The organism is Methanothermobacter sp. (assembly GCA_030055615.1).
GTDB lineage: Archaea > Methanobacteriota > Methanobacteria > Methanobacteriales > DSM-23052 > Methanothermobacter_A.
The window spans coordinates 38,071-62,789 of sequence record JASFYN010000004.1 but is presented as its reverse complement, the minus strand read 5'-3'; the positions used below and the strand labels follow the sequence as shown (position 1 = coordinate 62,789).

Here is a 24,719-nt window from a genome sequence, read left to right as displayed (position 1 = left end):
TGATAAAAAACTAATTTTATCGATTAATTATATGAACTGCTGAAGCTTTAAATTCTATCCAAACGCTAGAACCAACTTTTATATTCATATCATGGAACGACTTTCGAGTCATATAAACAGAAAAAATTTCATCACCACATTCCACTTGTAGTTGGAATAGATAACCTATCTCCTCTACTCTTGCGACCTTGCCTTTAAGTTGGTTAAGAGCGCTCGAATCCCCACTAGCCCATGAAACAGTTATATCTTCCGGTCTTACAGTTGCGATTACTTCACCCTCTGCTGGCTTGGACGAATAAATGTCTATTTTACCGGATTTTATGAGCGTGAGTCCTTTCTCTATTATCTTTGCTTCACCTTTTATTATATTTTTGGCTCCGACGAATTCTGCCACGAAACTGTTAGCCGGCCTCCTAAATATTTCAGTTGGATTGCCAATTTGCATTATTCTATTATTAAGTATGGCGATCCTATCAGCTAACCTTTGTCCTTGAAAAAGATCATGTGTCGTGAATATAATTGTGACTTGGCCCTTCAATTCCTCTATGGCTTCTTCTATCCGATTTTTTGAGATAGGATCCAAGTTTGATGTGGGTTCATCCAAAAGCAAAAGTTCTGGCTTGTTTATGAGTGCGCGTGCAAAGGCAAGTCTCTGTTTCTCCCCACCAGAAAGCCTTCGAGCATCCTTATCCTCATATCCCCTAAGGCCCACAAGCTCCAAAACCCTTTTTATTTCCCTCTTTTTAGGGTTCTCACCCCTGCACCGAAGTCCATAGATAATATTATCATAGACTGTTCCTCTCAGTATTGGCGTTTCTTGGAATATCATACCTATTCTCCGTCTTATTTTGAATGCTGGCATGCTTAGAGCGTCCACACCATCAAATATTATCTTACCGGTAGTGGGTTCTTCAAGAAGGTCTATGATCCTAAGTAGTGTTGTTTTACCCGAACCAGTGGGGCCTATTATCCCTAACGTCTCCCCAGCCTTTACCTTAAGGTTTATATCCTCTAATACTTTTCTTCCATCATATATTTTGGATATTCCTTGTAATCTGAGCATATTCTGTCACTTTTCTTGGAAGTAATTTAGTAGAGTGTTTACTAGGAGTGAGATCATGAGTAGTATTATTCCAAGGGCTATTGAAAGTTCTAGGTTCCCCTTGGATGTTTCAAGGGACATTGCACTTGTTATAACCCTAGTGTAGCCCCTTATGTTCCCACCAATCATTATGGCAATACCAACTTCTGATATTGCCCTGCCAAAACCTAGGATTATGGCAGCAATTATACCATATTTCGCCTCAGAAACTAAAGTAGAGAGTGTCTGGTATTCCGTAGCCCCCAAGGATCTTGCAAGATCTACGATATCATCACCAACACCCCTAAGGGCTGTTATACTAAAACCGGTTATTAGAGGCAATATCAGTATAGCCTGGGCGATTATCATACCAGCTGGAGTGAATAAAAGGTTCAAGGATCCTAGAGGTCCAGATTTTGAAATTAGTAAGAATACAAGTAATCCAACTAAAACCGTAGGTATACTATATAATGTCTGGATTATATTTATGATGACCTGCTTACCTTTGAATTCTTTAAAATGTATTATGGCCCCGGTGGGTACTGCGATGAGCGATGCTAATAATGTTGATGAAAGTGAAATCATCAATGTACGTGATGTTATATCGACTACTTCAGGGTCAAATGTTATTATAAGTTCCAATGCTTTTAGAATACCTTGTAATATTTCATTCAAATCACATCACCACTAGGGATCGAATACTTTAAAAGGTGAATCAGTCGTGGTCCAGGTTTGTGGGTCTGATTTTCCAAGGTATGAATAATGGTTCTCCGTATTTGTCTTTGCCATATTTTGCTATGATATCTTGTCCTTCTTTACTTAGGAGAAAATTTATGAATTTCATGGCGGCATCATAGTTTACACTTTTTATTTTTTTTGGATTGATGGGGATTGCTGAGTATACATTGAGAAGCTCGTTATCATCTTTAATATAAACTGTGAGATTTAGTTTGTCCTTGTATGCAAGGTAAGTTCCAGAATCCGTGATTGTGTAAGCCTGTTTTTCATCCGCTACCTTGAGGGTGTCAGCCATTCCACTTCCAGTTTCAATATACCATGGTTTTTCTTTTATAATGGTATAGTGGCCTGTTTTGTTCCAGATTTTCATTTCTTTTGCATGTGTCCCTGAATTATCGCCCCTTGATACGAATTTTACTTGAGGGTTTCTTTGAGCTTTTGTGAAGATTTTCTGGAATGCTTCTGTTGCCCTTTTTGTCCCCTTGATATTTGCTGGGTCGTCCTTTGGGCCGACGATATAAAAGTAGTTATAGGCGAAGGGGTATCTCTCTGTCCCGTAGCCTTCTTTTATGAACTCTTCTTCTCTTTCTTTGTCATGAACGATTAGGAGGTCAGCGTCCCCCATTTTTCCTCTTTCTATTGCTATTCCGGTCCCGCCTGATACTATTTGGATGTCAATGTTGGGATATTTTTTTTCGAATTTAGCTTCAAGTTCTTCAAGTAATCCTGTATCCTCGAGGCTTGTTGTTGTGGATATTCTAAGGATTTCTTTTCCAGAGTAGGTTAGATAGTATGTTCCCAATACTGCTACTAAGCTTATTAATAGGATGAGTGTTAAATTCTTGTTCAATTTAGGCACCTCTCATGTTTAGGGGAAAAATCTATCGATATGCATATATATACATATCGTTTTTTTACCAAAAAATAGGGGGGACAATCATGATAAGGTTAATTTTTTCTTATCCTCCCATGGAAGTATGCTGCCATCTCCTTTTCACCCTGACTTGAAAGGATGGCCCCCATAAGATACCAAGCCCTAGCATCCCTAGGATTCTCTTCGAGGATATTATGAAGTTTCAACTTAGCATCAGCAAACCTACCAGCCCTATAAAGAGAATAAACTTCGGAATATGCACTTTCAACTTCAAATCCAAGATCCTCACCCTCTGGAGTATCCACAGCAGGTTTACTTGTCACACTCCCCAAGTATGCGAGTATACTCCTAGTCGCCCCCTTATGCAATGGTTTATTATCATTTCCACATTTTGGAGAATATATACAAGATGGGCAACCATCTACACAATCACAAGAATCCACAAGTTCAAAAGTTGAAGCGACAAGATCCTCAAATAATGTGAAAGCCTTCTCAGACAATCCTATACCACCCTCAAAGGCATCATAGACGAAAATAGTGGCCGCACCAGTGTCGGGATGATGAGCAGTTGACAAGCCACCAATATCCATACGATCACAGAGCACATGTAAAGGAAACAGTGATATGATAGCATGTTCACAACCATGCAAACCACCCTCAAAGGCCTCATCACCGAATCTTTTCCTCATATAATTTTCCAGTTTATCAGGTATGGTGAACCAGAGGGCGGTTGACCTAAACTTCAAAGGGGGTAAATTCAAGGGGAAAGTCCCAAGAACCTTACTATAAGCCATAACACGATATAAATAATAATCTTCTGTAACCTCAACCTCCCCAAGGTATAAATTAAAATCTGAAAATTTCCTCTTCTTTAAGATCTTGACAATTTTAAGGTCGATCCTCTTAAGGGCTTGGGTATGATAGTCTACACTCTTTTTCGTTACATGGATCCTACGATTTTTCATATCGAAGTTATCCACTGTATAGGTTTCGCCACGGTTTATTAGTACAGCACCCTCATGGGCTTCACGATAAGCATGTGCCCTGTCCATCCTTTCAAGGATTCTACCATTTTCTAGGACGGTGAAATTATCATCTGATATTTGATCAAGTCCATAGATAAACTGTGGATCGCCATTACCACTGTACACAAGGCCATTATCTGTTATTGTGAGCTCGCCATGCTTTAGCATTTCATGGGCTATTTCTAAGTTGAAATCATGTTCAAAGAAGTCTTCAAGGTTTAGTGGGAGTTCGCTGGCGGCGCAAGCCGTTTGATTCCAGAGTATGAACTTGTTTTTAAGGTCTATTATCGCATTCTCATGGGATTTTTCAAAAAGAAATGATGGGTTTTTCATAAGGTAATGGTCTAGGGGATTTTTAAATGCCACTAGAACTATTATGGAATCGTTTTCCTTTCTACCTGCGCGGCCGGCCTGTTGCCAAGTAGATATCATAGTCCCAGGGTACCCTGATATTATCACAGCATCCAGGGAGCCTATGTCTATGCCAAGTTCCAACGCATTGGTTGTGCTAACCCCTAAAAGTTCACCATTTCTTAGACCTTCTTCTATTTTTCTCCTGTCTTCTGGCCTGTAACCTGCCCGGTATGCTGTCACACGATATACAAGTTCTTTCTTCTTCTTGTCAAGTTCTTCCTTGGTCCATCGCGCGATGAGCTCCGCCATCCTCCTCGAAACGGTGAAACAGAGACTCTGTAACTTGTTAAATACGAAATATGCTAGTATGTTTTTTGTCTCCTGGTGTGTTGATGTTTCGTTTCCTTTCTTGGATGGATTATATAATATGAAGTATTTTCTTCCAGAGGGTGATGCATCCTCAGATACTAGTTCGAATTTTTCGCCTATGAGTTTCTCAGCGAATTCCTGGGGGTTTGCAAGGGTTGCGCTCGAAAGTATAAACTGTGGACTGGAACCATAATATTTACAGATCCTTTTAAGCCTCCTTACGAGGAACGCGACGTTTGACCCGAAAACGCCCCTGTACTGGTGGGCCTCATCCACAACTATAAATTTAAGATTCTTGTAGAATCTGCGCCATTGGCGGTGCCATGGCAATATCCGATGAAGCTGATAAGGATTAGTTATGATTATCCTAGAATTTGCCCTTATCCAAGGCCTTTTATCCTTTGGTGTGTCCCCATCATAGACGTTAGGGTTTAATTTAAGTCCCAATTCGGATTCCAGTTCCTTTAACACTTTTAATTGGTCATTGGAGAGGGCCTTAGTAGGATAAATATAAAGGGCGGTGGCATCTTTATCATGGGTTAATTTTTCCATTATAGGCAGGTTAAATGCTAACGTTTTACCAGATGCTGTGGGTGTAGTTATTATAACATTCATGCCTTGGCGGATATGTTCAAGGACTTTAGCTTGGTGATAGTAGGGCCTGATCCCTTTTTTTAGAAAGTATCCTCTTATGTTCTCTGGCAAACCTTTAACCATTGTATATTCTGCTTTTTTTGCTGGGATAGTCTCTATATGTTCAATAGCATCCTTGAATCTCCTATCCTCCCTGAATCTCCTTAATATCTTCTGGATCATGAAAGAATATATTATGATAAATATTATTTATCTATAGCGTGTAACCCCCCCATGATAGTCCAACAATTGAAGGGGGAGCTCATATATACTAGTAAGATCATAAAAGTATGGTGGTGTTTTTTTATGGGCCTCTTGGAAATTATTAAAGAGAGAAGAAGTATAAGGAAATTTAAAAAAAAGGATATACCCGAGGAATATCTTGAGAAGATAATGGAAGCTGCGAGGTGGGCTCCATCAGCTGGCAACCTCCAAAGTAGAAAATTCCTCATAGTTAAAAACCCTCAATTGAAGGAAGAACTTGCAAAGGCTGCATATAGACAACCATTCATAGCAGAAGCCCCAGTTGTCATCGTTGCATGCGCAGACCTTGAAAGATCCGCCCTGGGCTATGGTGAACGTGGAAGAAACCTTTATTGCCTATTTGATGTTGCAGCAGCAGTCGAGAACATGTTGCTCACAATCCATGAACTCGGTCTTGGAGCTTGTTGGGTTGGAGCTTTTGATGAAAGGCTTGTAAGTGAAATTCTAGGCATACCATCCACTTTAAGGCCGGTCACATTAGTACCAATAGGTTATCCTGCTGAGAGACCATCACCACCCCCTAGGATGAGCTTGGAAGAAGCCTTCAACATCATAGATTAGAGTATATCCAGGCTATTGATGATAATATCAAAGTTGGGGTTTTGTCTTTCGAAATCCTTGGGTGTGGTTCTACAATCTATAATATAGAAGTATTCCCCCTTTTGGAGGATTACTAGGCGGGTCTGTTGGCTTGTCTGTGTCGAATCACAGCCTATAGCATATACTAGCTCATAGGCTTTTGAAGCATCTACTGTAAGAGTCCTATTAGACACTTGCCTGTAACAATAGCCTGAAAGCTGCACCGGCAACTTCTGAATATATTCTAGGTATCTGTTTTCGAGGCTCGTATTTGCTTTTTCCTTGAATATTATAACCTCGGCATCACCAGAAGGATCTCTGACACTTACCAGAGCACTTGGAAGATCCATGACCCTGCCACATTCCCATCCTATGGGATGATCAAATGAAATCCCATAGCCTTTATAATGTCCCTTGAAAATACAACCAGTAACCAATACCACTAGGAGGATTAGTAGATATTTTCTCAATTTTTCAGCACCCTTCATATGATTCTGTTTTTATCTATTTTATTATTGTGGAATTTTATACCTTCGCTTTCTAGTAGTCTTTTTTTCATCGCCTTGCCACCTTGGTATCCTCCAAGACTCCCATCAGATTTCACAACCCTATGACAAGGAACAAAAATGGGGAAGGGGTTGGTGGCCAGTGCCCTGCCAACACTCCTGGGGCTTGTGGAGAGCCTACTTGCTATGCGCCCATAAGTACTTACGAAACCAGTCGGTATATTATATGTTGCAAGTAGTACCTTTCTTTGGAATTCTGAGCAAAGGTCTAATGCAAGGTTTTCTATTTTAACATTCTTGAGGGTTAAACTGCCCTTTTTTGCACTTTCTAGTTTCTCATCTAGACTTCCGGGTAATAGAACCTTGAATATGATTGGTTTATCATTTTTTATCTGCCATAGTATGTGGATGGTTCCAATGGGTGTCTTTTTAGCGGTTAAATTCATTCTCCCAGTTCGCAGATGCCCTTGTAGCATGTGAATATTTCTCCTGCTATCTTCTTCGTGGCCTCTTTTTTCTCAGAGATCACTATATCAGCCCCTGCTCTGTAGAGTGGCTCTTCATCTTCAAAACCCCTCATACGGACTATTATTTTCATTAGAGGGTTTAGATGGCGTGCTTCATGAACAACATGGGCTGTCGAATCATAATCTGTTATAGCCACCACCATCGCAGCAGCCTTTGAAACATTAAAATGCTTTAAAACGTTAATATGGGTCGCGTCACCATAATATATATTATGTCCATTTTTCCGCATCCTATTAACAACCTCAGGGTTTATATCAACCCCAATGTAGGGTATGTTGTTCTCCTCAGCTATATCCACAAGTTTACGACCAGTTAAACCCACACCCACTATTATAAGATGATCCTCAAGCGACTCTCTAGGCTTCTTGTAATATCTTCCCCTTTTCATTCTCTTAGGTAATGGAAATCTCATGAGGTGTTCAGCAATCTTTGGAGAAGCCATTATCATGAATGGTGTGAATGCCATTGTCATAATAGAAACCAAAATCAAACCTTGGAACATGAGATTATCTATGATACCATACCTCAGCCCAGCCTCAGATATAATAAATGAAAATTCACCCACCTGTGATAGCATTATAGCCACAATCGCCATGATCCTAGCAGAATATCCAAGTAAGAATCCCACAATATTATTAATAAAAAACTTGGCAACAATAACGAAGATAACAGCAGCTAAAATCAGCGTATAATTTGTAAACAGGAAGTTGAGGTCTACTAACATCCCAAGGGATACGAAAAAAAAGCTTAAAAATACTTCTTCAAAGGGTAAGATCATGCCCTGGGCCCGGTGTGCATAATCCGTTTGGGCCACCATAAAACCTGCTATGAACGCTCCTAGGGCTGGTGATAATCCGGCTTCGTTTGTAATCCATGTTACAGAAGCGCAGATAAATATAACAGTAACTAGGAATAATTCTCTGCTCTTGGCCTTCGCTGCCAAATTTAGAATCCAAGGTACAAGGTATTTCGCGGCGATTAATGTGAATGCTATGATGAGAGCACCCTTTAATATTACACTGAATAGGCTGAAAATCCCTTCAACAGCCCCGGCAAGTACAGGTACCAATAATATCATGGGTACAGCTGCAAGATCCTGGAATATTAATATTGAAGCCGAAACCATGCCATGTGGAGATTCCAACTGTTCAGAATCCTGCAATATCTTTAATACTATAGCTGAACTGCTAAGCGAAACTAGAAATCCTATGAATAATGCCTTTTTCAAATCCAACCCAATCTCCGATAACAAAATCAATACTATTATAATTGTTATAAGTATTTGGAGTGTACCCCCAACGATTGCTGTCCGTTTAAATTCACCGAATCTTTCAGTTGAAAGTTCAAGGCCGATGGCAAATAATAAGAGGATAACACCGGCTTCTGCCATCAACCTTATTTGCCCCACATCCTGGATGAGGCCAAGTACTTGTGGTCCTGCTATAACTCCAGTGATGAAAAATCCAACAATACTTGGCATTCTCATCCTCTGGAATAAGACTAAAACAAGGAATGCCAAGCCAAAGATGATGACAATATCCTTGAGTATCGTTAATGCCATTATCTTCACCCACGGTTGTACCCTAAACTTATTATATAGTGCACATTATACAAAAGTTTAAAAAGCACATTCCTTATAGTGGGCGTATAACGTTCCTAGTAGGATGAACTATTATTTACCCATGGAGGAGGTTTACCTTGGATAAAAAGAAGATCTATTTTATAATTATCTTCACATTCATTATTTCACTTCTCACGTTCCTCTTACCTATTGGGTTCCGCATCCCAATCATAAACATTATGACTTTTGTCACAGGATTTGGGGCTGCCTTTGCATTTTTTTCCATAGCATTCTATTCAAAAAAGGTTTATCAGAAATATTATCCTACACTTTTCTTATTAGGTTTGGGGATGTTCTTCCTTGGTCTTGGAGATTTGGCATGGTTCATCTTTGAATTTTTAGGTGAAAATCCATTCCCTTCAATCGCAGATATTCTATACTTGTCATTTTATCCTATTTTTGGCCTTGGACTTCTAATCATCCCAGTAAAGAGAAAAACTGAAAAACTTAAGGCTATATTTGACTTTTGCATTATCTCGGCTTCCTTGGCCACGATCATATGGATATTTATCCTCAAGCCCATCATAATATCTGGGGGAAGGTTAACTGAAGTATTAATTTCTGTAACTTATGTTTTTGGCGATTTCATAATACTCTTTATTTTGGTAGATCTTATAATCAATAAAATCGGTTCTTTAAAATCCTGCTCTATAAATGTATTCATCGCTGGTATAATCGTTCTACTTTTAAGTGATCTATTATTTGCTTATGGTGATTTACATGGATTCTATTATAGTGGTTGTCCAATAGACTTGGGTTGGATACTGGGCTACCTATTATTAACAGTATCAGCTATTGAATTTAAGTCTGAGGATTTTGAAAAGCCAGTATATTCATGGAGACGTGTCCAAGTATTGGAACATTTCCCGGATTTCTTTCTCATTTTATTGTTTATAATATTCCTATTTCTACTCTTTAATTTCGAAATCGCAACTGTTAAAGGTTTTGCAATAGCATTCCTTATAATATTATCTTTCACGGTTGCACGACACCATGCCGCCCTACTCGAGAACAGAAAGCTTATTAAAAGGGCAAATGCTGAGAAGAGGAAGGCTGAATTATACCTTGAAATCGCCGCATGGGGTATCCTATTACTTGATGATAAAGCAAGAATACGATACATAAACCAGAGAGGACTTGAAATTCTAGAATGTGAAGAAAAAGATGTTAAAGGCAAAAATTGGTTTCTAAATTTCCTACCAGCCAATGAACGCCTAGAAAGAGAGAAAAGATATCTCAAACACATTAAAGAAGGTAAAAAGAAGTATATATTCACTGGTGGGATCATAACATGCAAAGGTAACGAGAAAATAGTCCATTTCATAGCCAGACTACTCTATGAAAGGGGAGAATTCAAAGGAGCCCTAATCGCAGCCGAGGATGTGACAAGATTATACCATGTCAGTGAGAAACTTGAAGAAAGCGAAAAAAGATACAGGAGCATCTTCGAGACAGCCCCAAACATTATAATTTCACTGGATAGAGATCTCACAATCCAAGATTGTAATAGGATGGTGAAAACCCTCGGTTACAAACCCAATGAATTAAAAGGCAAAAACTTCAATGATATTTTAGAAGATAAGGTCAAAGAACCAGTTTCAGGCGAGTATAGGATCCGAAGAAAAGATAAAAGTATAATGTATGCTAGGATAAACTTTAGCACATTAGAAAACGAAATAATCACAGTAATAGAAGATATAACACCCCTCAAAGAATCCATAAAAGAAAAAGAACTTTTACTGCGTGAAATACACCATCGTGTCAAAAATAATCTGCAGATAATATCAAGCCTACTAGGCATCCAAGAAAGGAAAATAGAAAATACCAAATACAAAGAAATACTCTCAAGGAGCAAAGACCGTATAAAATCCATATCATTACTACACGAACATCTATATCAATCAGAAGACCTTACAGCGGTGAAAATCAAAAATTATATAAAAGGTCTCACATCCACGATAATCCAAACCCATAAAACAGGCATACACATAGAAACAGACATCGACGATATCACACTAAATATTGAAACAAGCCTCCCCATCGGCCTAATAATAAACGAATTATTAACCAACACAATAAAACATGCAAATGCGACAAAAGCCAAAATCCAACTAAAAAAAGAAGCAGATGGAACTCTAAAATTACACTTCCAAGACGATGGTAAAGGCCTTAAAATAGATGAAATCAAAAGATCAAAAGGAATAGGATGGCAACTCATAAAATCCCTAATAGACCAACTCGAAGGAAAACTAACAATCAAAAACAAAAACGGCCTAAAATTCACAGCAACATTCCAAGAACTCAAGTACAAGAAAAGATACTAAAACCTTGGGGGAATATTCATAGACGAAAAAGAAAAAATAAAAAAGCTAAAAAAGGAAATAAAGCAAAAGGACAAAATCATAGAAGATCTCAAGGAAAAAATATGGGAATATAAAGGGAGATTATATGAACTGAGAGAAGAGAAAAAAAGATTAAACAAGAGATTAAACGAACTGGAAGTTTTAAGATTGGACCTCAAACTCAAAAACATCCAACTCCTAGAAGATGAGAACAACCGCCTAAAACACCGAGCCGAAATAACCAAAAAACTACTCGATGAAGCACGGGAAAAAATAGAAATACTAGAAAAAACAATCAAAGAATTCAAAAATCAAAAACTCATAGAAAGACTCGCCAAAAAAGAACCCGAAACCCTAATCTACTATAAAAAAAGATTCAAAAAAGAGGGATGATATGTTAAAGAAAAAATGGATCATAACCACGATAATAATATTAGTGATAGTAGTGGGGGCGGCCTACACATTATATCCCAGGCCAGAAGAGAACGTGATAAGAGTCGGCCACCTAAAAGACGACCACCACTCAGCACTATTCATAGCACAAGCAAAAGAAATGTACAAAAAAGAGGGTTTAAAAGTTGAGACCATCGAATTCAACGCAGGACCGGATATTGTGAAGGCAGCGGCAACAGGACAAATAGACATTGGCTTCTGCGGAACACCACCAGCAGTCACGGGAATATCCAAAGGAGTGCCCATAAAAATAGTCGCAGCAGTCAACCAAGAGGGATCAGGCTTAGTAGTCGGAGAAAATACAGGAATACAAAAAATAGAAGACCTAAAAGGCAAAACTATAGCAATACCCATGAAAGGCAGCATACAAGACGTACTATTACAGATGACACTAAAAGAACATGGAATAAACCCAGAAGATGTTAACATCATAGAAATGCAGGTCCCACTAATGCCAAAAGCCCTACAAGCAAGGAGAATAGACGGATTCATAGCATGGGAACCCTATGTTTCAATGGCAGAACAAAAAGGTTACGGCCACGCCATAGCATACTCCAAGGACATATGGAAGGACCACCCATGCTGTGTAGTGATAGCAACAGAAAAATTCATAAAAGAGCACCCAGACCAGCTAAGAAAATTCCTCAAAATCCACGTAGAGGCCACAGAATACCTCAACAGTCACAAGAACGAATCAGCATCCATAGTAGCCAAAGCCCTTGGAACAGACCCCACAGTAGAAAACAGAGCATTCCAGAACATGAAATTCATAGCAGTACCCACAAAATCATTCATAGACAATGTCATGAAATTCGTTGAAATACAAAAACAACTAGGCTACATTAAAAAGAACCTTACCAAGGATGATATCTTCGACCTAAAATACCTCCCATAATGAATAGGGTGAAGGATTTTGAAGAAATTCCTCGAAGCACTCATCATACCAGTGATACTAATCATAATCTGGTCAATATTAACATTCACCAACCTAGTACCATCATATATCCTGCCGAGTCCATATGAGGTACTCATAGCATTTTACAACCTCATAATAACCGGTGAATTAATTCTACATGCTATGAGCACATTATTAAGGGTTGTGGCAGGATTCAGCGTAGCAGCCATAATCGCAATACCGCTAGGGATAGGAATAGGCTGGTTCAAAACCTTGGAGAGGATTTTCAACCCAATAATACAAATATTAAGACCCATACCACCACTAGCATGGGTCCCATTCGCCCTGCTATGGTTCGGCCTAGGGCTTAAAGCAGAAGCATTCATAATATTCATAGGATCGTTCTTCCCAATACTCCTAAATAGCCTAGATGCTGTTAAAGGCGTGGAAAGAGTGCTAATTGAAGCAGCATGCACACTAGGAGCCACAGAAGGACAAGTACTAACAAAAGTCGTGCTACCAGCATCATCCCCAGGGATATTACTAGGTTTAAGAGTTGGCTTCGGGATAGGATTCATGTGCACAGTAGCAGCCGAGATGATAGCAGCCAAATCAGGCCTAGGATACCTTATCATTGAAGCCATGCGCTTACTTGACACAGGCGAAGTAGTAGTGGGAATGCTCACCATAGGCTTGATAGGATTCGCCATCGACCATCTACTCTCAAAAATAGAAGAGAAATACATCCCATGGAGGGGTAAAACAATCTAAGGGGTTCAAGCATGACACTAAAAATAGAAAGACTTTCAAAGAAGTTCAAAGACCGGCCCATACTCAAAGACATAAATCTACAAGTAGAAGATGGCGAATTCCTATGTATAGTAGGACCCTCAGGCTGCGGTAAAACCACACTACTCCGAATAATCGCGGGCCTAGAAAAGCCCACCAAAGGCAGAGTATTCGCTAATGGCAAGCCAGTCAAAGGACCTGGAGCCGATAGGGGATTCGTATTCCAACAATACACATTATTCCCATGGCGCACCGTACTCGAAAACGTAACTTTCGGATTAGAAATCAAAGGACTAGAAAAGAACGAGAGGGAAAAAATCGCCATGGAATACCTTAAACTAGTTGGATTGGAAGATTTTAAAGACGCATACCCTTATGAACTTTCAGGGGGTATGAAACAGAGAGTTGCAATAGTAAGGGCCCTTGCAAATAATCCCAAATTTCTTCTCATGGATGAACCATTCGCAGCCCTTGACATACAAACACGAAACCTATTACAAAAAGAACTTTTATACATATGGGAGAAAACAAATGAAACCATAATATTTGTAACACATAACGTGGATGAAGCAGTATTCCTAGCAGATAGAATAGTGGTTTTAAGCGCGAGACCTGGCAGAATACTGCGAACATTTAAAGTTGAAATAGATAGGATAAGAGACAGACTAAGCAGAGACTTCTTAACCCTAAGGGGTGAAATACTTAAAATACTCGAAAAAGAAGTCAAATTAAGGTGATAGAATGGACCAGAAAATGTTAATAGTGGGTGTAAGCAGCCTACTAATAGGCATAATAATAGGATGGAACCTGGGACCTTCATCAACACAAGACATAGGATTTAACATGACCAACAATTCAAGTAACCAACCAGTAGACGAAGCAAGCATCACACAACCAACAGAACAACCAACAGGACAATATCTAGAAAATGAAACAAGCACACCATCATCCAATCAAATACCATCCCCACCACAAGATGAAACGCCCCCAACTAACACCTCACAATGATCCTAAAAATTGGAGTGAGGGGAGAGGAAATGAAAGTTAACGATTGGTGCATGTATTGCGGAGAATGTGCAGGAGTATGCCCCAGAAACCTCATAGAAGTTAAAGAAACATCCATAATCTTCTCAAAGAAAGAATGTAAAGATTGCAGACTCTGCATGCAAGTATGTCCTATAAGGGCTCTTGAACCAGAGGAGTGATAAAAGATGATCAGAACAGACGTGCTTGTAATAGGCGCCGGCCCGGCCGGTTCAACCGCAGCTAAACACGCAGCACTTGGAGGTGCTGATGTAATCCTAATAGATAAAAAATCTGAAATAGGCGCTCCTAAACGTTGTGCAGAGGGGGTTTCCATGGGCGGCCTCGAATCCCTCGGGATAAAACCCAACCCCCGATGGATAACAAGGAAAATAGAGGGTGTGCGCCTTGTATCACCTAATGGTACCAGTGTATGGCTAACATCTGATAAGGTAAAACTCCCAGAGGCTGGATACATACTGGAAAGGAAAGTTTTTGACAAGCACATGGCAATGGACGCTGCTAGGGCAGGTTCAAAGATAATGATAAAAACCCTAGCAAGGGGCCTGCAACAAGAAGATGATGGTTACATCGTGAACCTTGAATCAATGGGGGAGGAATTCCAGATAAAAGCGAGTATAATCATAGCAGCTGACGGGCCCGAATCAAGGGTTGCAAGGTGGGCTGGTCTCAACACAGCCACTAAACCAAAGGACATGGAATCTGCAGCACAATTCGAGATGGTAGGGGTTGAAATGGAGGATAATCATTGCATAGAATTCTATTTCGGGAGCATAGCCCCTGGAGGTTATGCTTGGATATTCCCAAAAGGAGATGATATAGCCAATGTCGGACTCGGCGTCCTTTCAACCAAAACCAGTAAGAGTGCATATAAACACCTACTAGAATTCGTGGAGGATTGTCCAGCCACCAAGAACGCTCAACCCGTGGAATTGAATATAGGAGGAGATCCAGTAGGTGGAATGCCAAATAGGCTAGTAACTGATGGTTTAATGGTTGTAGGTGATGCTGCGGGCCAGGTCAACCCACTCACAGGTGGGGGTATAATATCTGGGATGACAGGTGGCATGCTAGCAGGTAAAGTTGCAGCAAAGGCCATAGCAGATGGTGACACTTCAAAGGAAAGACTTAGGGAATATGAGAAGCTATGCCATGAAAGTATAGGTAAGGAGATCAACAAGTATCTTAAAGTGAAGGATTACATGTTAAGTCTCAATGACGCGGAACTTGACTCAATTGCAGAAGCTTTTAAGGATGTGGAATTTGAAAAGATAAGCACAACAGAACTTGTTAAAAAGTTGGTGAAAGTTTCGCCGAAAGCCCTCCTAAAACTTGGAAAATTATTTTAGAAAAAGTAGGATGATTATACAAGCCAGATAAAAGGCCGATAACATCTTATGATAGGTTATATCCGCTATCCTGACCATCTTCTCTCTATCTGTTATATTGGAAAGATATAATGGTATGGTCGCCATAAAAGATGGTAATATTACTATTAGAATCTGTGAAATGCTAATATCATGGCTAATATATGCATAATATAAGATCAGGAGGAATATCATAGATACTATAGTTGTTTCTTTAAGTTTCTCTTTATACATGAGATATGTTCCTAGTCCTGCTGTAAACATTAGAATGTAAATACTGGCTGGGATAATAGAAAAACCTCCTAATAGTATGCTTGCAGAAGCTAATCTCAGAACATTGTTCGTGGCTGTGCTATTCAATGGTGCGATGGGTGTTTCTTTCAACCTCAAAGGGGGTAGAGTATATAATAGTTGATTTAAAACCATCAAGAGGAGTATTATAGTGAAAAGTGGGTTTAAAAAGTTTGAAAGCACCAATGAGAATACTATTAGGGCCGATATAAAGGATACAACTATTCCAGGCCTTATATTCTCTTCTATGAACGGTCTGTTAGATTTCAACTTGTCCCTTTTGTCAACTTCGATATCTGTAAGATCGTTAAGGGAATAAAGTCCACCCCATAGTATTGATACAATGACAAGCCCCCAGAGGAATTCGAGTGGACTGAAAACCAGATTATACTCATGTGCATAACTAAGAGCCAAAAGATACATGTGAATATTCTTAGCCGTCCAAGTGATCCTAGTTGATCTTAAAAGGGCCTTTAACATCCTATACCACCAATGCCCCGTGGGAGGCAACGAAAATTTTTTTAACCTTTTAACTTGTCTAGTATGTAGCGGGGTCTGCAACCATACACTTTAATATATTTTTTTATTTTCCAATCTTCAATGTCTAAGTGTGCCTTCACGATCTTAATGGTCTCTTTTGGTGTGTATTCTATCCTTACTACTGTGAATATCGTTCCCAGGATTTTTGAGAATATTCCTGAAAGTAGGGGGATGTCTGTGAAAATATCATATTTTCTATCTCCTAGTTTCAGTCTCCATGCTGTCTGGAATATGATGTTAAGATTCTTGAACATCTCCCTGTATTTTAGGTACTCTCTGATGCAGAGCAAATAGAAGTATGGTGTTCTCTTCGATTTTAGGGTCCATTCGCTGAAACCATGAACATCATCTTTCAGAAGATGGTTATCATGGAATCTATCAGCGAAGAGAATAGCGTCAAAGTCTGAAAGGCGCCTATAGGCTTCATATTTTCTTTTAACATCCAATGACTTTTTTATATCATCTATTATGGTCTTGAAGACTTCTTGTGGGGTTGCTGATAAATCTTTAAGGTTGCATTCTACATTATATACTTTGAGTCCGAGTTCATCTATGGCATGGTAAATGTTCGCTGATTTACCGGTCCCGGGGGTGCCTATAACATGTATTACATTCCCTCTCTTATACTTTAAATCTTCTAGGACACTTTTAAGTTTAATGTAGGCTTGTGTCTTAACAAAAATTTTATTATCCGAAGGCACATTTATTTTATGATCCATCACTATTATATCGGGATAAAATAATATAATATTCGTGGGGGTGTGCTTGTTGAAGATTAAAAGTAGTGCCTTTAATGATGGGGAGAGAATACCAAAGAAGTATACTTGCGATGGTGAAGATGTTTCACCACCACTCACCTGGGATGATATACCTGAGGGGACTGTTACACTAGCCCTAATATCAGATGATCCAGATGCACCATCCAAAACTTGGACGCATTGGCTGATATTCAACATACCACCAGAGCTTAACGGTCTCCCCGAGGGCGTTGAGAAGGTTGGAGAATTTGAAAATGGGATCATGCAAGGATTTAACGATTTTGGACGTATAGGATATGGTGGTCCATGCCCACCATCTGGCGTGCACAGATACTTCTTCAAATTATATGCCCTTGACACAAGCCTCGACCTTGAGCCTGGAACGTCCAAGGAAGAACTTTTAGAAGCCATGGAAGGACATATAATCGAAAAAACAGAGATGGTAGGATTATATTCAAGGGAATAAGCAATTAAATCGATTTATATTCTGTTGAGTACTTTTAGTTTTTTTGGTAATGCTTTGATTTTTGCAGGGGCTCCTATGGCAAGTGACCATGGTGGCACATTCCTTGTTACAACAGCACCAGCAGCTACTATAGCCCCCTCTCCAACCTCAATATTTGAGAGAAAAGTCGTGTTAGCTCCTATGGATGCCCCTTTCCTTATTATAGGACCTTTAAGTTTATATTTAACCCTTACTGGGTATCTGTCATTGGTGAAACAAGCGCATGGTCCTATGAAAACATTATCCTCGATGTAACTTTTTTTCGGCAAATAAACATTTGATTGTATACTAACATTATCCCCAATCTTAGAATGTCCCTCGATGACAGTATTAGTACCTATAAGGACATCATCTCCAATTGTTGTTTTCTCCCTGATCAATACATTATGGCCTGTCCGTAGATTGTCTCCAATAATCACATCATTATAGATGACAGTATTAGATCTTATAAGGGGGTTTTTACCTATAATCGGGGGCTTACTGAACTTCTTATAACCATAACCTATTATTATATTCTCTGTTTCCCTTTTACGGATCCATTCTTCTTCCCTATCCCCAAAAAGAAGGCTTCTAATATCTGGCATTACAATTTAGCCCTCCATTATAAAATCTGACAGTTACTCCAATAATATCTTCTTTTTCTAAGGTGTTCGATTTATTACCTATCATCCTCTTACTATATTATATGGAGTCCTCATATTTAAAGAAGATGATAGAAGAACTGAGAGCTGAGATAGGCCATGAAAGGGTTGATGTGAACATCAAGGAAGCTATTTTTAACAAAGAAAAAGATGAACTCATCATAATAGCCCCTGACAGGTCAGATAAATCCGTTATAATAGGGAAAGGTGGATGGGTTGCGGGTAGGCTTAAAGAAGCCCTTGGAGTTGGCAGAGTCCATGTTGAAGCCTATACTGATATACTCCTAAAAAGATATAGGATGAAACTTTCACTAGATAAAATAGAATCCTTAATAAAAAAGGGAATATTCTCAGACCAATTAAAGGTTTTCAGGGATCTTCTCCAAGAAAGACTGGGAAAAATCCCAGAATTCGATCTTCTGGAGTATAAAATTGAAGATTTAAACGGAGAAATTATAGTAGCATTATCTGGTGGAGTTGACAGCAGTTTTTCCGCAATAATCGCAAAAAACCTTGGTTTTAACGTAAAAGCCGTGACAGTAGACCCTGGGAGCATAATACTACCAAGACACGTTAAAGAAAACATAAAAAGACTATCCAAAATATTGAAGATAAAACACGAATATATTAAAGCTGATTTTTCAGATATTATAAAAGAAGCCCTTGAGGGGAGATTCCACCCATGTGGGAGATGCTCCAAGAAAATAAATGATAAAATAATAGATTATGTAAGGAATCAGCATACTAAAATTGTAATATTCGGCGATTTACTACCCACATCATCCCAGGCTGTAAATTTAGAAGATGGTATCCTAAGATTGAACCTTCCAGCCCTTCTCGCAGCATCTAAACAAGAAGTAAAAAGTGTAGTTTCACGATTCAATATCAAAGGATATCAAGTTTTCGGGTGTCCCCTCCTAGGAGAAGTCCACAAAAAATTCCCACATCTTAGACAATACTCAATACAGAGAATATTAAGAGAGACACGCGCCGGAATATTAGAACCTGGAGAGGCGCTAACCCTTATCATGGGCCTATTCAAAGAACTTTAATATACCATAGACAATCAAGAAAATACCTACAAGGTAACCTACAAGATAAGGGTATATTATCATTAATATGCCTATGATTATCGCAACAAGCCCTATTAGTCGGTGATCTGTTTTCCCTTCCATACAATATAATAAGATAATATGCCGTATATATAGATTATGATGAGGTTATTGATTTAAGCTCATCCTTAATATAAGCTTTCAACTTTTTGATAGCCGCCTCCACCATTCTAGGAGAGGGACCCCCCGGGACATTCCGTGCCTTGACGTTTTCCATGGGGTCAAGAACCCTTCTTATAATATCATCATCCAATTCGAGTTTTTCCCCAGCAACCTCTTCGCTAATCTTGTCCAGTAGGCTAGAATCAACACTTAACAAACTTAAACCCTCATTTATAAGATGGTTGATGAGGCGTCCCACGATTTTATGGGCTGTTCTAAAGGGGATTTTCTTCTCTTTCACAATAGCATCTGCAAGGTCGGTTGCCGTGGCGAAATTGGAAAGTGCAAGTTCAAAGCCCCTCTCCCTGTCCACTTTAACCGTTGATAGCATCCTCCTAACTACATGGATCATATCATAACATGTCTCAACAGCATCCCAGAGATGTGGTGTGATCTCCTGAAGATCACGATTATAAGTATATGGTAAACCCTTCAGGATTCCAAGGACACTCATAAGATTACCATAAAGATTTGATGTTCTGGCCCTGGCTATCTCAGCAACATCCGGGTTCTTTTTCTGAGGCATTATAGATGATGTTGATGAGAATTCGTCAGCCAATTCGATCAAATTGAACTCGTAGGTGCTCCAGAGTATTATCTCTTCACAGATCCTGCTCAAGTTCGCAGCTGTCATTGAAAGGTCGAATATGGTCTCTGCTATGAAGTCCCGGCTACTTACAGCATCCATTGAATTTTCCATGTAATCACTGAATCCTAGTAATCTTGTTGTAAGTTTTCTGTTTATTGGGAAGCTAGTTGTTGTCAAAGCCGCGGAACCCAGAGGGTTAACATCAACTCGCCTATAAGTATCCTTTAGACGTTCATAATCTCTCTTAAAAGCATGGGCATATGCGAGTAAGTGGTGTGCAAAAGTGGTAACCTGGGCGTGTTGAAGGTGTGTGTAGCCTACCATGATAGTCTCTTTATGGTCCTCTGCCATCCTAACTAAAAGTTGCATGAAATTTAATAGTTCTTTTTGTATTTCTCGTATTTTTTCTTTGAGGGCGAGTCTGAGGTCTGTTGCTACTTGGTCATTTCTTGATTTCCCTGTGTGCATGAAACCGGCTTCTTCCCCTATCCTTTCTGTGACATATTCTTCTATGGCCATGTGGATGTCTTCAACTGACGGATCCAAGTTTAGGGCTTCTATACCTTCTCTTTCAAGTTCTTCTAGGGCTTTTATTATCTTATTAGCTGTTTTTTTGCTGATTATCCCCTCTTGGGCTAGCATCCTAGTGTGGGCTATGTTACATTTTATATCAGCGTAGAATATGTGTTGGTCGAATTTTAGGGATGATGTGAATTTGGCAGCTTCTTCATCCATCCTTTTTTGCAATCTGCCTCCTCTAAGGTTCAATTATCCTCCATCCCTCTACCTGTTTTTCCATTGGGTGTATCCACACCTTCCACACGCGTATCTGTCCCCATGGTCGGCCATGAAAACTCCGCTTGAACATCTAGGACAGAATGGGTTTTTCCTCTTGATCTTGTCATCTTTAACTTCATATAATTTATATTTGCTCATTCTTCTCCCCCGGTTTCCATTTTCTCCTCTAAGTTCTTTTCTATGACATGTTTTGGTTCGATCTCTTCTAGTGCTTTCTTGTCCTGGTAGAGCTTAGCATATCCTTTGGCTTTACCCTCTCCAAAGTAGGGTCTTAGGGTGTCTACAACAAGGAGATCTTTATCAGAATCTAGCATGGCGACTAGTTTCTTTTTAACTTCGAGTATTTTTGGTGTTGGCTCTCCCTGGTATAAACATTCAAATTTTATCTCAGTCCTTGAAAGGAGCGGGTTCTCCTTTTCATCAGTTATTCTGATTTCCATCTGCTCTTACCTCCTTGAATTCTCTAATTATCTTTTCTGCTTTTTGCTTCATTTTTTCTGCTTTGACTAGTACAACCCCTTCATTGGGTTGCCCATACAATATAATAGCATTTGCTGGTGCTAATATGATTGCTGGTAAAACTGCAAGGTCTTCCTCACCATCTACTATGATAAGGAAATTATCATCAGATTTGATAGCCTTTTTTATAGTGGTCCAGAGTTCATCTGTTATAGTGCCAGGAGGATTTTCACATTTTAAAATTTTAGCATCATATCTAATCTCGTATTTTGAAGCTCTTCTCTGAACGCGTTTATCTATTATGGCCAAATGAGGTTTTAAACCTGCCTGGAGTAGTCTATGTGTTGTAACATCACCCACTGAGATTATAAATGCACCCTCTGGTATGGGCGCATCCATGGGTGAGGGGTATAATCTCCCGAATGGTTCCTTTAATTTTCCCCTTAATTTTCTTGGTAGGATTAACACTTTATCTGACCCTCAACGCATATTCACCAGGTTTGTTAATTGATAATTCCTTGGCTATCCTAGACTTTTCAGGGTTGATTATGATTAGCACTCCACTCCAGTTGGTGGATGTTAACCCTCCACAATCTGGGCAACGTTCTTCTTCTGTAATCCTTTTACATTTAGTGCAAGCTTTGAGTGTCATTTTTTACTCTTCCTCTTCTCTTCTTCGATCCATTCAAGCCTTCCAAGTCCTGGTTGTCTCATGGTGAGGCCTATCTTTATCTTACCTTCCTCTTTAAGGCTTAATGAAACTATCCTAGCCCTCACACGGTTGCCTTCTTCGAGTCTCCTGTTAGTCTCTTTACCGACTAGTACGCGCTTCTTGGCATCATATGTTATGAAATCATCTGTAACCTGTGAAACATGGACTAGACCATCCATGGGCCCTATCCTAACGAATGCGCCGAACTCAGCTATCTCAATCACTTCGCCCTCTACCACTTCCTGGAGTTCTGGTTTGAAGAAGAGTGCGTTAAATGTTACCTCATGATAGGCAGCCCCGTCACCCATTATAACTTTGCCTATTCCTATGTCCTCTATGTCTATTACTGTGAGCATCTGTCCAAGTTTCTTGTCCATTTTACCTACATAGGTTTCGTTGAGTATGTCGAATGTAACCTCTTCTAGGGGTTCTTCAAACCGGTGTGGTGGTATTCTAACCGTGTCTATGATCTTTGTCTTATAGTACAAGGTATCCCCCTATCCAAAACTTATTCTAGGTATTTTTCTTTGTATAATTCTACTGAGTGGGTGACCGCATCTAATGCCTTTTGACGGCCTTCCCATCCTATTATTTCAGTATTTTTATCTTCGAGTTTCTTGTATTCCTTGAAGAAGTGGGCTATCTCCTTGAGGATGTGTGGGTGGATATCACTGATATCATTCACATCCTTATAATGGGGATCTTTGACAGGTACTGCGAGTATTTTATCGTCCTGATCACCACTGTCAATCATCCTCATCAATCCTATTGGCCTTGATTCAATGATGCAACCAGGGAATGTGGCCTCATCTATGAGTACGAGGATGTCCATTGGATCCCCGTCATCGTAGAGTGTCTGTGGTATTATACCATAATCTGCAGGGTAGAAGAATGGTGAATATAATACCCTGTCAAGTGAAAAGGCTTCTAGGTCCTTGTCATATTCGTACTTGTTCCTCGAACCTTTCGGTATTTCGATTATGGCATATACAATCTCGGGGATTGACGGCCCCGGTCTAATATTTTTCCAGAGATTCATATTCTACTCCTCCAATTATCCTTTTTATGAAATGTATCCGTTGATAGTGAGATATTTTTTCTGTCGCAAGTATATGACTGGCACGCCTTTTCTGCGTGCTTTTCTTCTGAGTTCTTTATCATTTGTGCAGAGTATATCTGATAAGCGTATTAGTGCGTCATCCACACTTTCATCCTTACCTAAGGGGAGGTTGACGATCTTGAAAGGCCCCTTTTCTGCTAATTTTAAGGCTATCCGCGCGGCGATCCTATCTTTCCCCTTGGATTTCATTTTAATCTTTTTGAGTTCGTCTATTACGAATGATGGGATGATAAATTCGCCATTGGGTGCTATTCTTTCCAGTTCAGAGATGATATCTACCTTGAACTGGAATGGTATCATAAAAAATTTGTGTCAATTATGATCCTATTTGATGATACCATATCCTATCAGCCTCCATCTTGCACCTATCCGTCTTGATAATGCTATTCTCTGACCATCCTCTGCGCAAACAGGTAACTTTAATGTGATATCAGCGTCGTTTTCCCTTGCAGAAGTTACAACACCTACAGTGGTTGTTGTACCTACATTAATCATAAGGGGTTCATTTGTCCTTATAGGTTCAACCTTTGCCTCCTCTTCTGTACCAACGATCCTTTCTAATAGGTGTGTTTCAATGGTGAGACTGTGCCTAACAGGTGGTAGTGTGTCTGGTTCACCCACCACTGAACCTGATAGGGAATCTGCTTTTGTAAGTGATGGGTCTAGTTTTGTACCTACACCCACAAGGCCTCCTGGTCCAACTTCTTCCATTGGCTCCCCACCTGCAACTAATCCAACTATCTCAGAGTAGAGGCTGTTCCATGATGCTTTACCATCCTTTTTGAGTTGTATTCCAGGTTTTATCTCTATTTCATCCCCGACCTTGAATTTGCCTTGTATTAGTGATCCGCCGATAACCCCTCCCTTTAGTTGGTCTGGGGTGGCTCCTGGCTTGTTTATATCAAAAGAACGGGCCACGTACATCCTAGCCGGTTTTTTAAGATCCCTTTTAGGTGTTTTAATATTCTCTTCTATTGCCTGGATTAATATGTCGATGTTGGCCCCTTGTTGGGCTGATACTGGTATTATGGGCGCATCGGCTGCACATGTACCCTTCACGAACTCCTTGATTTCCTTATAATTTTCCAAGGCTCTTTCTTTTGATACAATGTCTATCTTGTTCTGGACTACAATAACATCTTTAACTCCTATGACATCGAGTGCCATGAGATGTTCCTTTGTTTGTGGTTGGGGGCAAGGTTCGTTGGCTGCTATTACAAGTATTGCGCCGTCCATGATAGCGGCGCCGGATAACATTGTCGCCATGAGTGTTTCATGGCCTGGCGCGTCGACGAATGATACTTTCCTTAAAAATTCTGTCTTGGAATTGCAGTGTTCACATTTTTCCTTTGTTGTGTAGGATTGGGGTGGTGGACAATTAGGACACTTCCTAAAGGTTATATCCGCATATCCTAGGCGGATTGATATTCCCCTTTTGGTTTCTTCGCTATGGGTGTCTGTCCACACCCCTGACAGAGCCTTTGTAAGTGTTGTCTTCCCGTGGTCGACATGTCCTACAAGGCCGATGTTTATCTCAGATTGTTTTTTCACAAGGATACACCTATAGGTT

Annotated in this window: 31 protein-coding genes; 11 read left to right on the top strand and 20 right to left on the bottom strand. The window is 39.7% G+C overall.

Annotation, left to right across the window (positions count from 1 at the left end):
• Positions 1-16: 16 nt before the first annotated feature.
• From QFX38_07230 to QFX38_07215, 4 genes are all read right to left on the bottom strand, one after another.
• The gene (locus tag QFX38_07230; protein MDI9624661.1) at positions 17-1,063 is read right to left on the bottom strand and encodes an ABC transporter ATP-binding protein; all 1,047 of its coding nucleotides are present in this window, start codon (positions 1,061-1,063) and stop codon (positions 17-19) included.
• A 6-nt stretch (positions 1,064-1,069) separates the two neighbouring features.
• A complete protein-coding gene (locus QFX38_07225; protein ID MDI9624660.1) occupies positions 1,070-1,756 on the bottom strand; it encodes an ABC transporter permease in 687 nt (228 codons plus the stop codon).
• A 40-nt stretch (positions 1,757-1,796) separates the two neighbouring features.
• The gene (locus tag QFX38_07220; GenBank protein ID MDI9624659.1) at positions 1,797-2,669 is read right to left on the bottom strand and encodes an extracellular solute-binding protein; all 873 of its coding nucleotides are present in this window, start codon (positions 2,667-2,669) and stop codon (positions 1,797-1,799) included.
• 98 nt (positions 2,670-2,767) lie between these two features.
• Positions 2,768-5,257 carry a DEAD/DEAH box helicase gene (locus tag QFX38_07215; protein MDI9624658.1) on the bottom strand — a complete coding sequence of 830 codons (2,490 nt, stop codon included), beginning with the start codon at positions 5,255-5,257 and terminating at the stop codon, positions 2,768-2,770.
• Between the two features lie 123 nt (positions 5,258-5,380).
• Here QFX38_07215 and QFX38_07210 point away from each other — a divergent pair, with 123 nt between their 5' ends.
• Complete coding sequence (locus QFX38_07210; protein ID MDI9624657.1) at positions 5,381-5,899, top strand: nitroreductase family protein; 519 nt, start codon at positions 5,381-5,383, stop codon at positions 5,897-5,899.
• Here QFX38_07210 and QFX38_07205 read toward each other — a convergent pair.
• From QFX38_07205 to QFX38_07195, 3 genes are read right to left on the bottom strand one after another with little or no spacing between them, the layout of a single operon-like run.
• Complete coding sequence (locus QFX38_07205) at positions 5,896-6,387, bottom strand: PsbP-related protein (protein ID MDI9624656.1); 492 nt, start codon at positions 6,385-6,387, stop codon at positions 5,896-5,898. The two genes, QFX38_07210 and QFX38_07205, sit on opposite strands and share 4 nt — an antisense overlap.
• A 14-nt stretch (positions 6,388-6,401) precedes the next feature.
• The gene (locus QFX38_07200; GenBank protein ID MDI9624655.1) at positions 6,402-6,869 is read right to left on the bottom strand and encodes an MGMT family protein; all 468 of its coding nucleotides are present in this window, start codon (positions 6,867-6,869) and stop codon (positions 6,402-6,404) included.
• Positions 6,866-8,512, bottom strand: a complete 1,647-nt coding sequence (locus QFX38_07195) for a cation:proton antiporter (protein ID MDI9624654.1) — start codon at positions 8,510-8,512, stop codon at positions 6,866-6,868. The genes QFX38_07200 and QFX38_07195 overlap by 4 nt, the downstream gene beginning before the upstream one ends.
• 350 nt (positions 8,513-8,862) lie before the next feature.
• On the opposite strand from QFX38_07195, the gene QFX38_07190 reads away from it, so the two are divergent.
• The 8 genes from QFX38_07190 (at position 8,863) to QFX38_07155 (ending at position 15,444) form a co-directional block, all read left to right on the top strand.
• Positions 8,863-10,896: a histidine kinase dimerization/phosphoacceptor domain -containing protein gene (locus QFX38_07190; protein MDI9624653.1), complete on the top strand. Its 2,034-nt coding sequence runs from the start codon at positions 8,863-8,865 to the stop codon at positions 10,894-10,896.
• Between the two features lie 186 nt (positions 10,897-11,082).
• Positions 11,083-11,307, top strand: coding sequence for a hypothetical protein (locus QFX38_07185; protein MDI9624652.1), 225 nt, complete (start codon positions 11,083-11,085; stop codon positions 11,305-11,307).
• Between the two features lies 1 nt (position 11,308).
• A complete protein-coding gene (locus tag QFX38_07180) occupies positions 11,309-12,262 on the top strand; it encodes an ABC transporter substrate-binding protein (protein ID MDI9624651.1) in 954 nt (317 codons plus the stop codon).
• Positions 12,263-12,280: 18 nt separating this feature from the next.
• On the top strand, positions 12,281-13,033 hold the full coding sequence (locus QFX38_07175) for an ABC transporter permease (protein ID MDI9624650.1): 753 nt from the start codon (positions 12,281-12,283) through the stop codon (positions 13,031-13,033).
• Positions 13,034-13,044: 11 nt separating this feature from the next.
• Positions 13,045-13,788 (top strand): ABC transporter ATP-binding protein, encoded by a 744-nt coding sequence (locus QFX38_07170; GenBank protein MDI9624649.1) that lies wholly within the window; start codon positions 13,045-13,047, stop codon positions 13,786-13,788.
• A gap of 4 nt (positions 13,789-13,792) precedes the next feature.
• Complete coding sequence (locus tag QFX38_07165; GenBank protein ID MDI9624648.1) at positions 13,793-14,059, top strand: hypothetical protein; 267 nt, start codon at positions 13,793-13,795, stop codon at positions 14,057-14,059.
• 29 nt (positions 14,060-14,088) lie between these two features.
• Positions 14,089-14,256, top strand: coding sequence for a 4Fe-4S binding protein (locus QFX38_07160; protein MDI9624647.1), 168 nt, complete (start codon positions 14,089-14,091; stop codon positions 14,254-14,256).
• Positions 14,257-14,262: 6 nt separating this feature from the next.
• Positions 14,263-15,444, top strand: a complete 1,182-nt coding sequence (locus QFX38_07155) for an NAD(P)/FAD-dependent oxidoreductase (protein MDI9624646.1) — start codon at positions 14,263-14,265, stop codon at positions 15,442-15,444.
• Here QFX38_07155 and QFX38_07150 read toward each other — a convergent pair.
• Entirely contained in the window at positions 15,436-16,233 is a 798-nt protein-coding gene (locus QFX38_07150) for a UbiA family prenyltransferase (GenBank protein MDI9624645.1), read from the bottom strand. The two genes, QFX38_07155 and QFX38_07150, sit on opposite strands and share 9 nt — an antisense overlap.
• Before the next feature lie 41 nt (positions 16,234-16,274).
• On the bottom strand, positions 16,275-17,012 hold the full coding sequence (locus QFX38_07145) for an ATP-binding protein (protein ID MDI9624644.1): 738 nt from the start codon (positions 17,010-17,012) through the stop codon (positions 16,275-16,277).
• Between the two features lie 49 nt (positions 17,013-17,061).
• Here QFX38_07145 and QFX38_07140 point away from each other — a divergent pair, with 49 nt between their 5' ends.
• On the top strand, positions 17,062-17,517 hold the full coding sequence (locus QFX38_07140; protein MDI9624643.1) for a YbhB/YbcL family Raf kinase inhibitor-like protein: 456 nt from the start codon (positions 17,062-17,064) through the stop codon (positions 17,515-17,517).
• A gap of 14 nt (positions 17,518-17,531) precedes the next feature.
• Here the strand turns inward: QFX38_07140 and QFX38_07135 are convergent, their stop codons facing one another.
• Complete coding sequence (locus QFX38_07135) at positions 17,532-18,140, bottom strand: acyltransferase (GenBank protein ID MDI9624642.1); 609 nt, start codon at positions 18,138-18,140, stop codon at positions 17,532-17,534.
• Positions 18,141-18,241: 101 nt separating this feature from the next.
• On the opposite strand from QFX38_07135, the gene QFX38_07130 reads away from it, so the two are divergent.
• Positions 18,242-19,249: a 7-cyano-7-deazaguanine synthase gene (locus tag QFX38_07130; GenBank protein ID MDI9624641.1), complete on the top strand. Its 1,008-nt coding sequence runs from the start codon at positions 18,242-18,244 to the stop codon at positions 19,247-19,249.
• On the opposite strand, the gene QFX38_07125 is transcribed toward QFX38_07130, so the two are convergent.
• The 10 genes from QFX38_07125 to QFX38_07080 are packed head-to-tail and all read right to left on the bottom strand — an operon-like array spanning position 19,232 to position 24,700.
• Positions 19,232-19,372 (bottom strand): DUF3096 domain-containing protein, encoded by a 141-nt coding sequence (locus QFX38_07125; GenBank protein ID MDI9624640.1) that lies wholly within the window; start codon positions 19,370-19,372, stop codon positions 19,232-19,234. The genes QFX38_07130 and QFX38_07125 overlap by 18 nt on opposite strands.
• Positions 19,373-19,406: 34 nt before the next feature.
• Positions 19,407-20,828, bottom strand: a complete 1,422-nt coding sequence (gene argH / locus QFX38_07120) for an argininosuccinate lyase (protein MDI9624639.1) — start codon at positions 20,826-20,828, stop codon at positions 19,407-19,409.
• 15 nt (positions 20,829-20,843) lie between these two features.
• The gene (locus QFX38_07115; protein MDI9624638.1) at positions 20,844-20,996 is read right to left on the bottom strand and encodes a 30S ribosomal protein S27ae; all 153 of its coding nucleotides are present in this window, start codon (positions 20,994-20,996) and stop codon (positions 20,844-20,846) included.
• Complete coding sequence (locus QFX38_07110; protein ID MDI9624637.1) at positions 20,993-21,298, bottom strand: 30S ribosomal protein S24e; 306 nt, start codon at positions 21,296-21,298, stop codon at positions 20,993-20,995. Before QFX38_07110 ends, QFX38_07115 begins: the two co-directional genes overlap by 4 nt.
• Positions 21,279-21,785 carry a DUF359 domain-containing protein gene (locus QFX38_07105; GenBank protein MDI9624636.1) on the bottom strand — a complete coding sequence of 169 codons (507 nt, stop codon included), beginning with the start codon at positions 21,783-21,785 and terminating at the stop codon, positions 21,279-21,281. Before QFX38_07105 ends, QFX38_07110 begins: the two co-directional genes overlap by 20 nt.
• Before the next feature lies 1 nt (position 21,786).
• Positions 21,787-21,969 carry a transcription elongation factor subunit Spt4 gene (gene spt4 / locus QFX38_07100; protein MDI9624635.1) on the bottom strand — a complete coding sequence of 61 codons (183 nt, stop codon included), beginning with the start codon at positions 21,967-21,969 and terminating at the stop codon, positions 21,787-21,789.
• On the bottom strand, positions 21,966-22,517 hold the full coding sequence (rpoE, locus tag QFX38_07095; GenBank protein ID MDI9624634.1) for a DNA-directed RNA polymerase: 552 nt from the start codon (positions 22,515-22,517) through the stop codon (positions 21,966-21,968). The genes spt4 and rpoE overlap by 4 nt, the downstream gene beginning before the upstream one ends.
• 20 nt (positions 22,518-22,537) lie before the next feature.
• Entirely contained in the window at positions 22,538-23,068 is a 531-nt protein-coding gene (locus QFX38_07090) for an inorganic diphosphatase (protein ID MDI9624633.1), read from the bottom strand.
• Positions 23,069-23,092: 24 nt separating this feature from the next.
• Positions 23,093-23,449, bottom strand: a complete 357-nt coding sequence (locus tag QFX38_07085) for a twitching motility protein PilT (GenBank protein ID MDI9624632.1) — start codon at positions 23,447-23,449, stop codon at positions 23,093-23,095.
• A gap of 24 nt (positions 23,450-23,473) precedes the next feature.
• Complete coding sequence (locus QFX38_07080; GenBank protein MDI9624631.1) at positions 23,474-24,700, bottom strand: translation initiation factor IF-2 subunit gamma; 1,227 nt, start codon at positions 24,698-24,700, stop codon at positions 23,474-23,476.
• Between the last annotated feature and the right edge of the window lie 19 nt (positions 24,701-24,719).

Bases quoted from the DNA above. Each gene is read 5' to 3' on its own strand.
- QFX38_07145 (MDI9624644.1), bottom strand. From the start codon at position 17,012: ATGGATCATAAAATAAATGTGCCTTCGGATAATAAAATTTTTGTTAAG.
- QFX38_07180 (MDI9624651.1), top strand. From the start codon at position 11,309: ATGTTAAAGAAAAAATGGATCATAACCACGATAATAATATTAGTGATA.
- QFX38_07230 (MDI9624661.1), bottom strand. From the start codon at position 1,063: ATGCTCAGATTACAAGGAATATCCAAAATATATGATGGAAGAAAAGTA.
- QFX38_07200 (MDI9624655.1), bottom strand. From the start codon at position 6,869: ATGAATTTAACCGCTAAAAAGACACCCATTGGAACCATCCACATACTA.
- QFX38_07160 (MDI9624647.1), top strand. From the start codon at position 14,089: ATGAAAGTTAACGATTGGTGCATGTATTGCGGAGAATGTGCAGGAGTA.
- QFX38_07150 (MDI9624645.1), bottom strand. From the start codon at position 16,233: ATGTTAAAGGCCCTTTTAAGATCAACTAGGATCACTTGGACGGCTAAG.
- QFX38_07155 (MDI9624646.1), top strand. From the start codon at position 14,263: ATGATCAGAACAGACGTGCTTGTAATAGGCGCCGGCCCGGCCGGTTCA.
- QFX38_07190 (MDI9624653.1), top strand. From the start codon at position 8,863: ATGTTCTTCCTTGGTCTTGGAGATTTGGCATGGTTCATCTTTGAATTT.
- QFX38_07215 (MDI9624658.1), bottom strand. From the start codon at position 5,257: ATGATCCAGAAGATATTAAGGAGATTCAGGGAGGATAGGAGATTCAAG.
- spt4 (MDI9624635.1), bottom strand. From the start codon at position 21,969: ATGACACTCAAAGCTTGCACTAAATGTAAAAGGATTACAGAAGAAGAA.
- QFX38_07210 (MDI9624657.1), top strand. From the start codon at position 5,381: ATGGGCCTCTTGGAAATTATTAAAGAGAGAAGAAGTATAAGGAAATTT.
- QFX38_07125 (MDI9624640.1), bottom strand. From the start codon at position 19,372: ATGGAAGGGAAAACAGATCACCGACTAATAGGGCTTGTTGCGATAATC.
- QFX38_07165 (MDI9624648.1), top strand. From the start codon at position 13,793: ATGGACCAGAAAATGTTAATAGTGGGTGTAAGCAGCCTACTAATAGGC.
- QFX38_07085 (MDI9624632.1), bottom strand. From the start codon at position 23,449: ATGATACCATTCCAGTTCAAGGTAGATATCATCTCTGAACTGGAAAGA.
- QFX38_07195 (MDI9624654.1), bottom strand. From the start codon at position 8,512: ATGGCATTAACGATACTCAAGGATATTGTCATCATCTTTGGCTTGGCA.
- QFX38_07130 (MDI9624641.1), top strand. From the start codon at position 18,242: ATGGAGTCCTCATATTTAAAGAAGATGATAGAAGAACTGAGAGCTGAG.
- QFX38_07170 (MDI9624649.1), top strand. From the start codon at position 13,045: ATGACACTAAAAATAGAAAGACTTTCAAAGAAGTTCAAAGACCGGCCC.
- QFX38_07115 (MDI9624638.1), bottom strand. From the start codon at position 20,996: ATGAGCAAATATAAATTATATGAAGTTAAAGATGACAAGATCAAGAGG.
- QFX38_07090 (MDI9624633.1), bottom strand. From the start codon at position 23,068: ATGAATCTCTGGAAAAATATTAGACCGGGGCCGTCAATCCCCGAGATT.
- QFX38_07135 (MDI9624642.1), bottom strand. From the start codon at position 18,140: ATGCCAGATATTAGAAGCCTTCTTTTTGGGGATAGGGAAGAAGAATGG.
- QFX38_07110 (MDI9624637.1), bottom strand. From the start codon at position 21,298: ATGGAAATCAGAATAACTGATGAAAAGGAGAACCCGCTCCTTTCAAGG.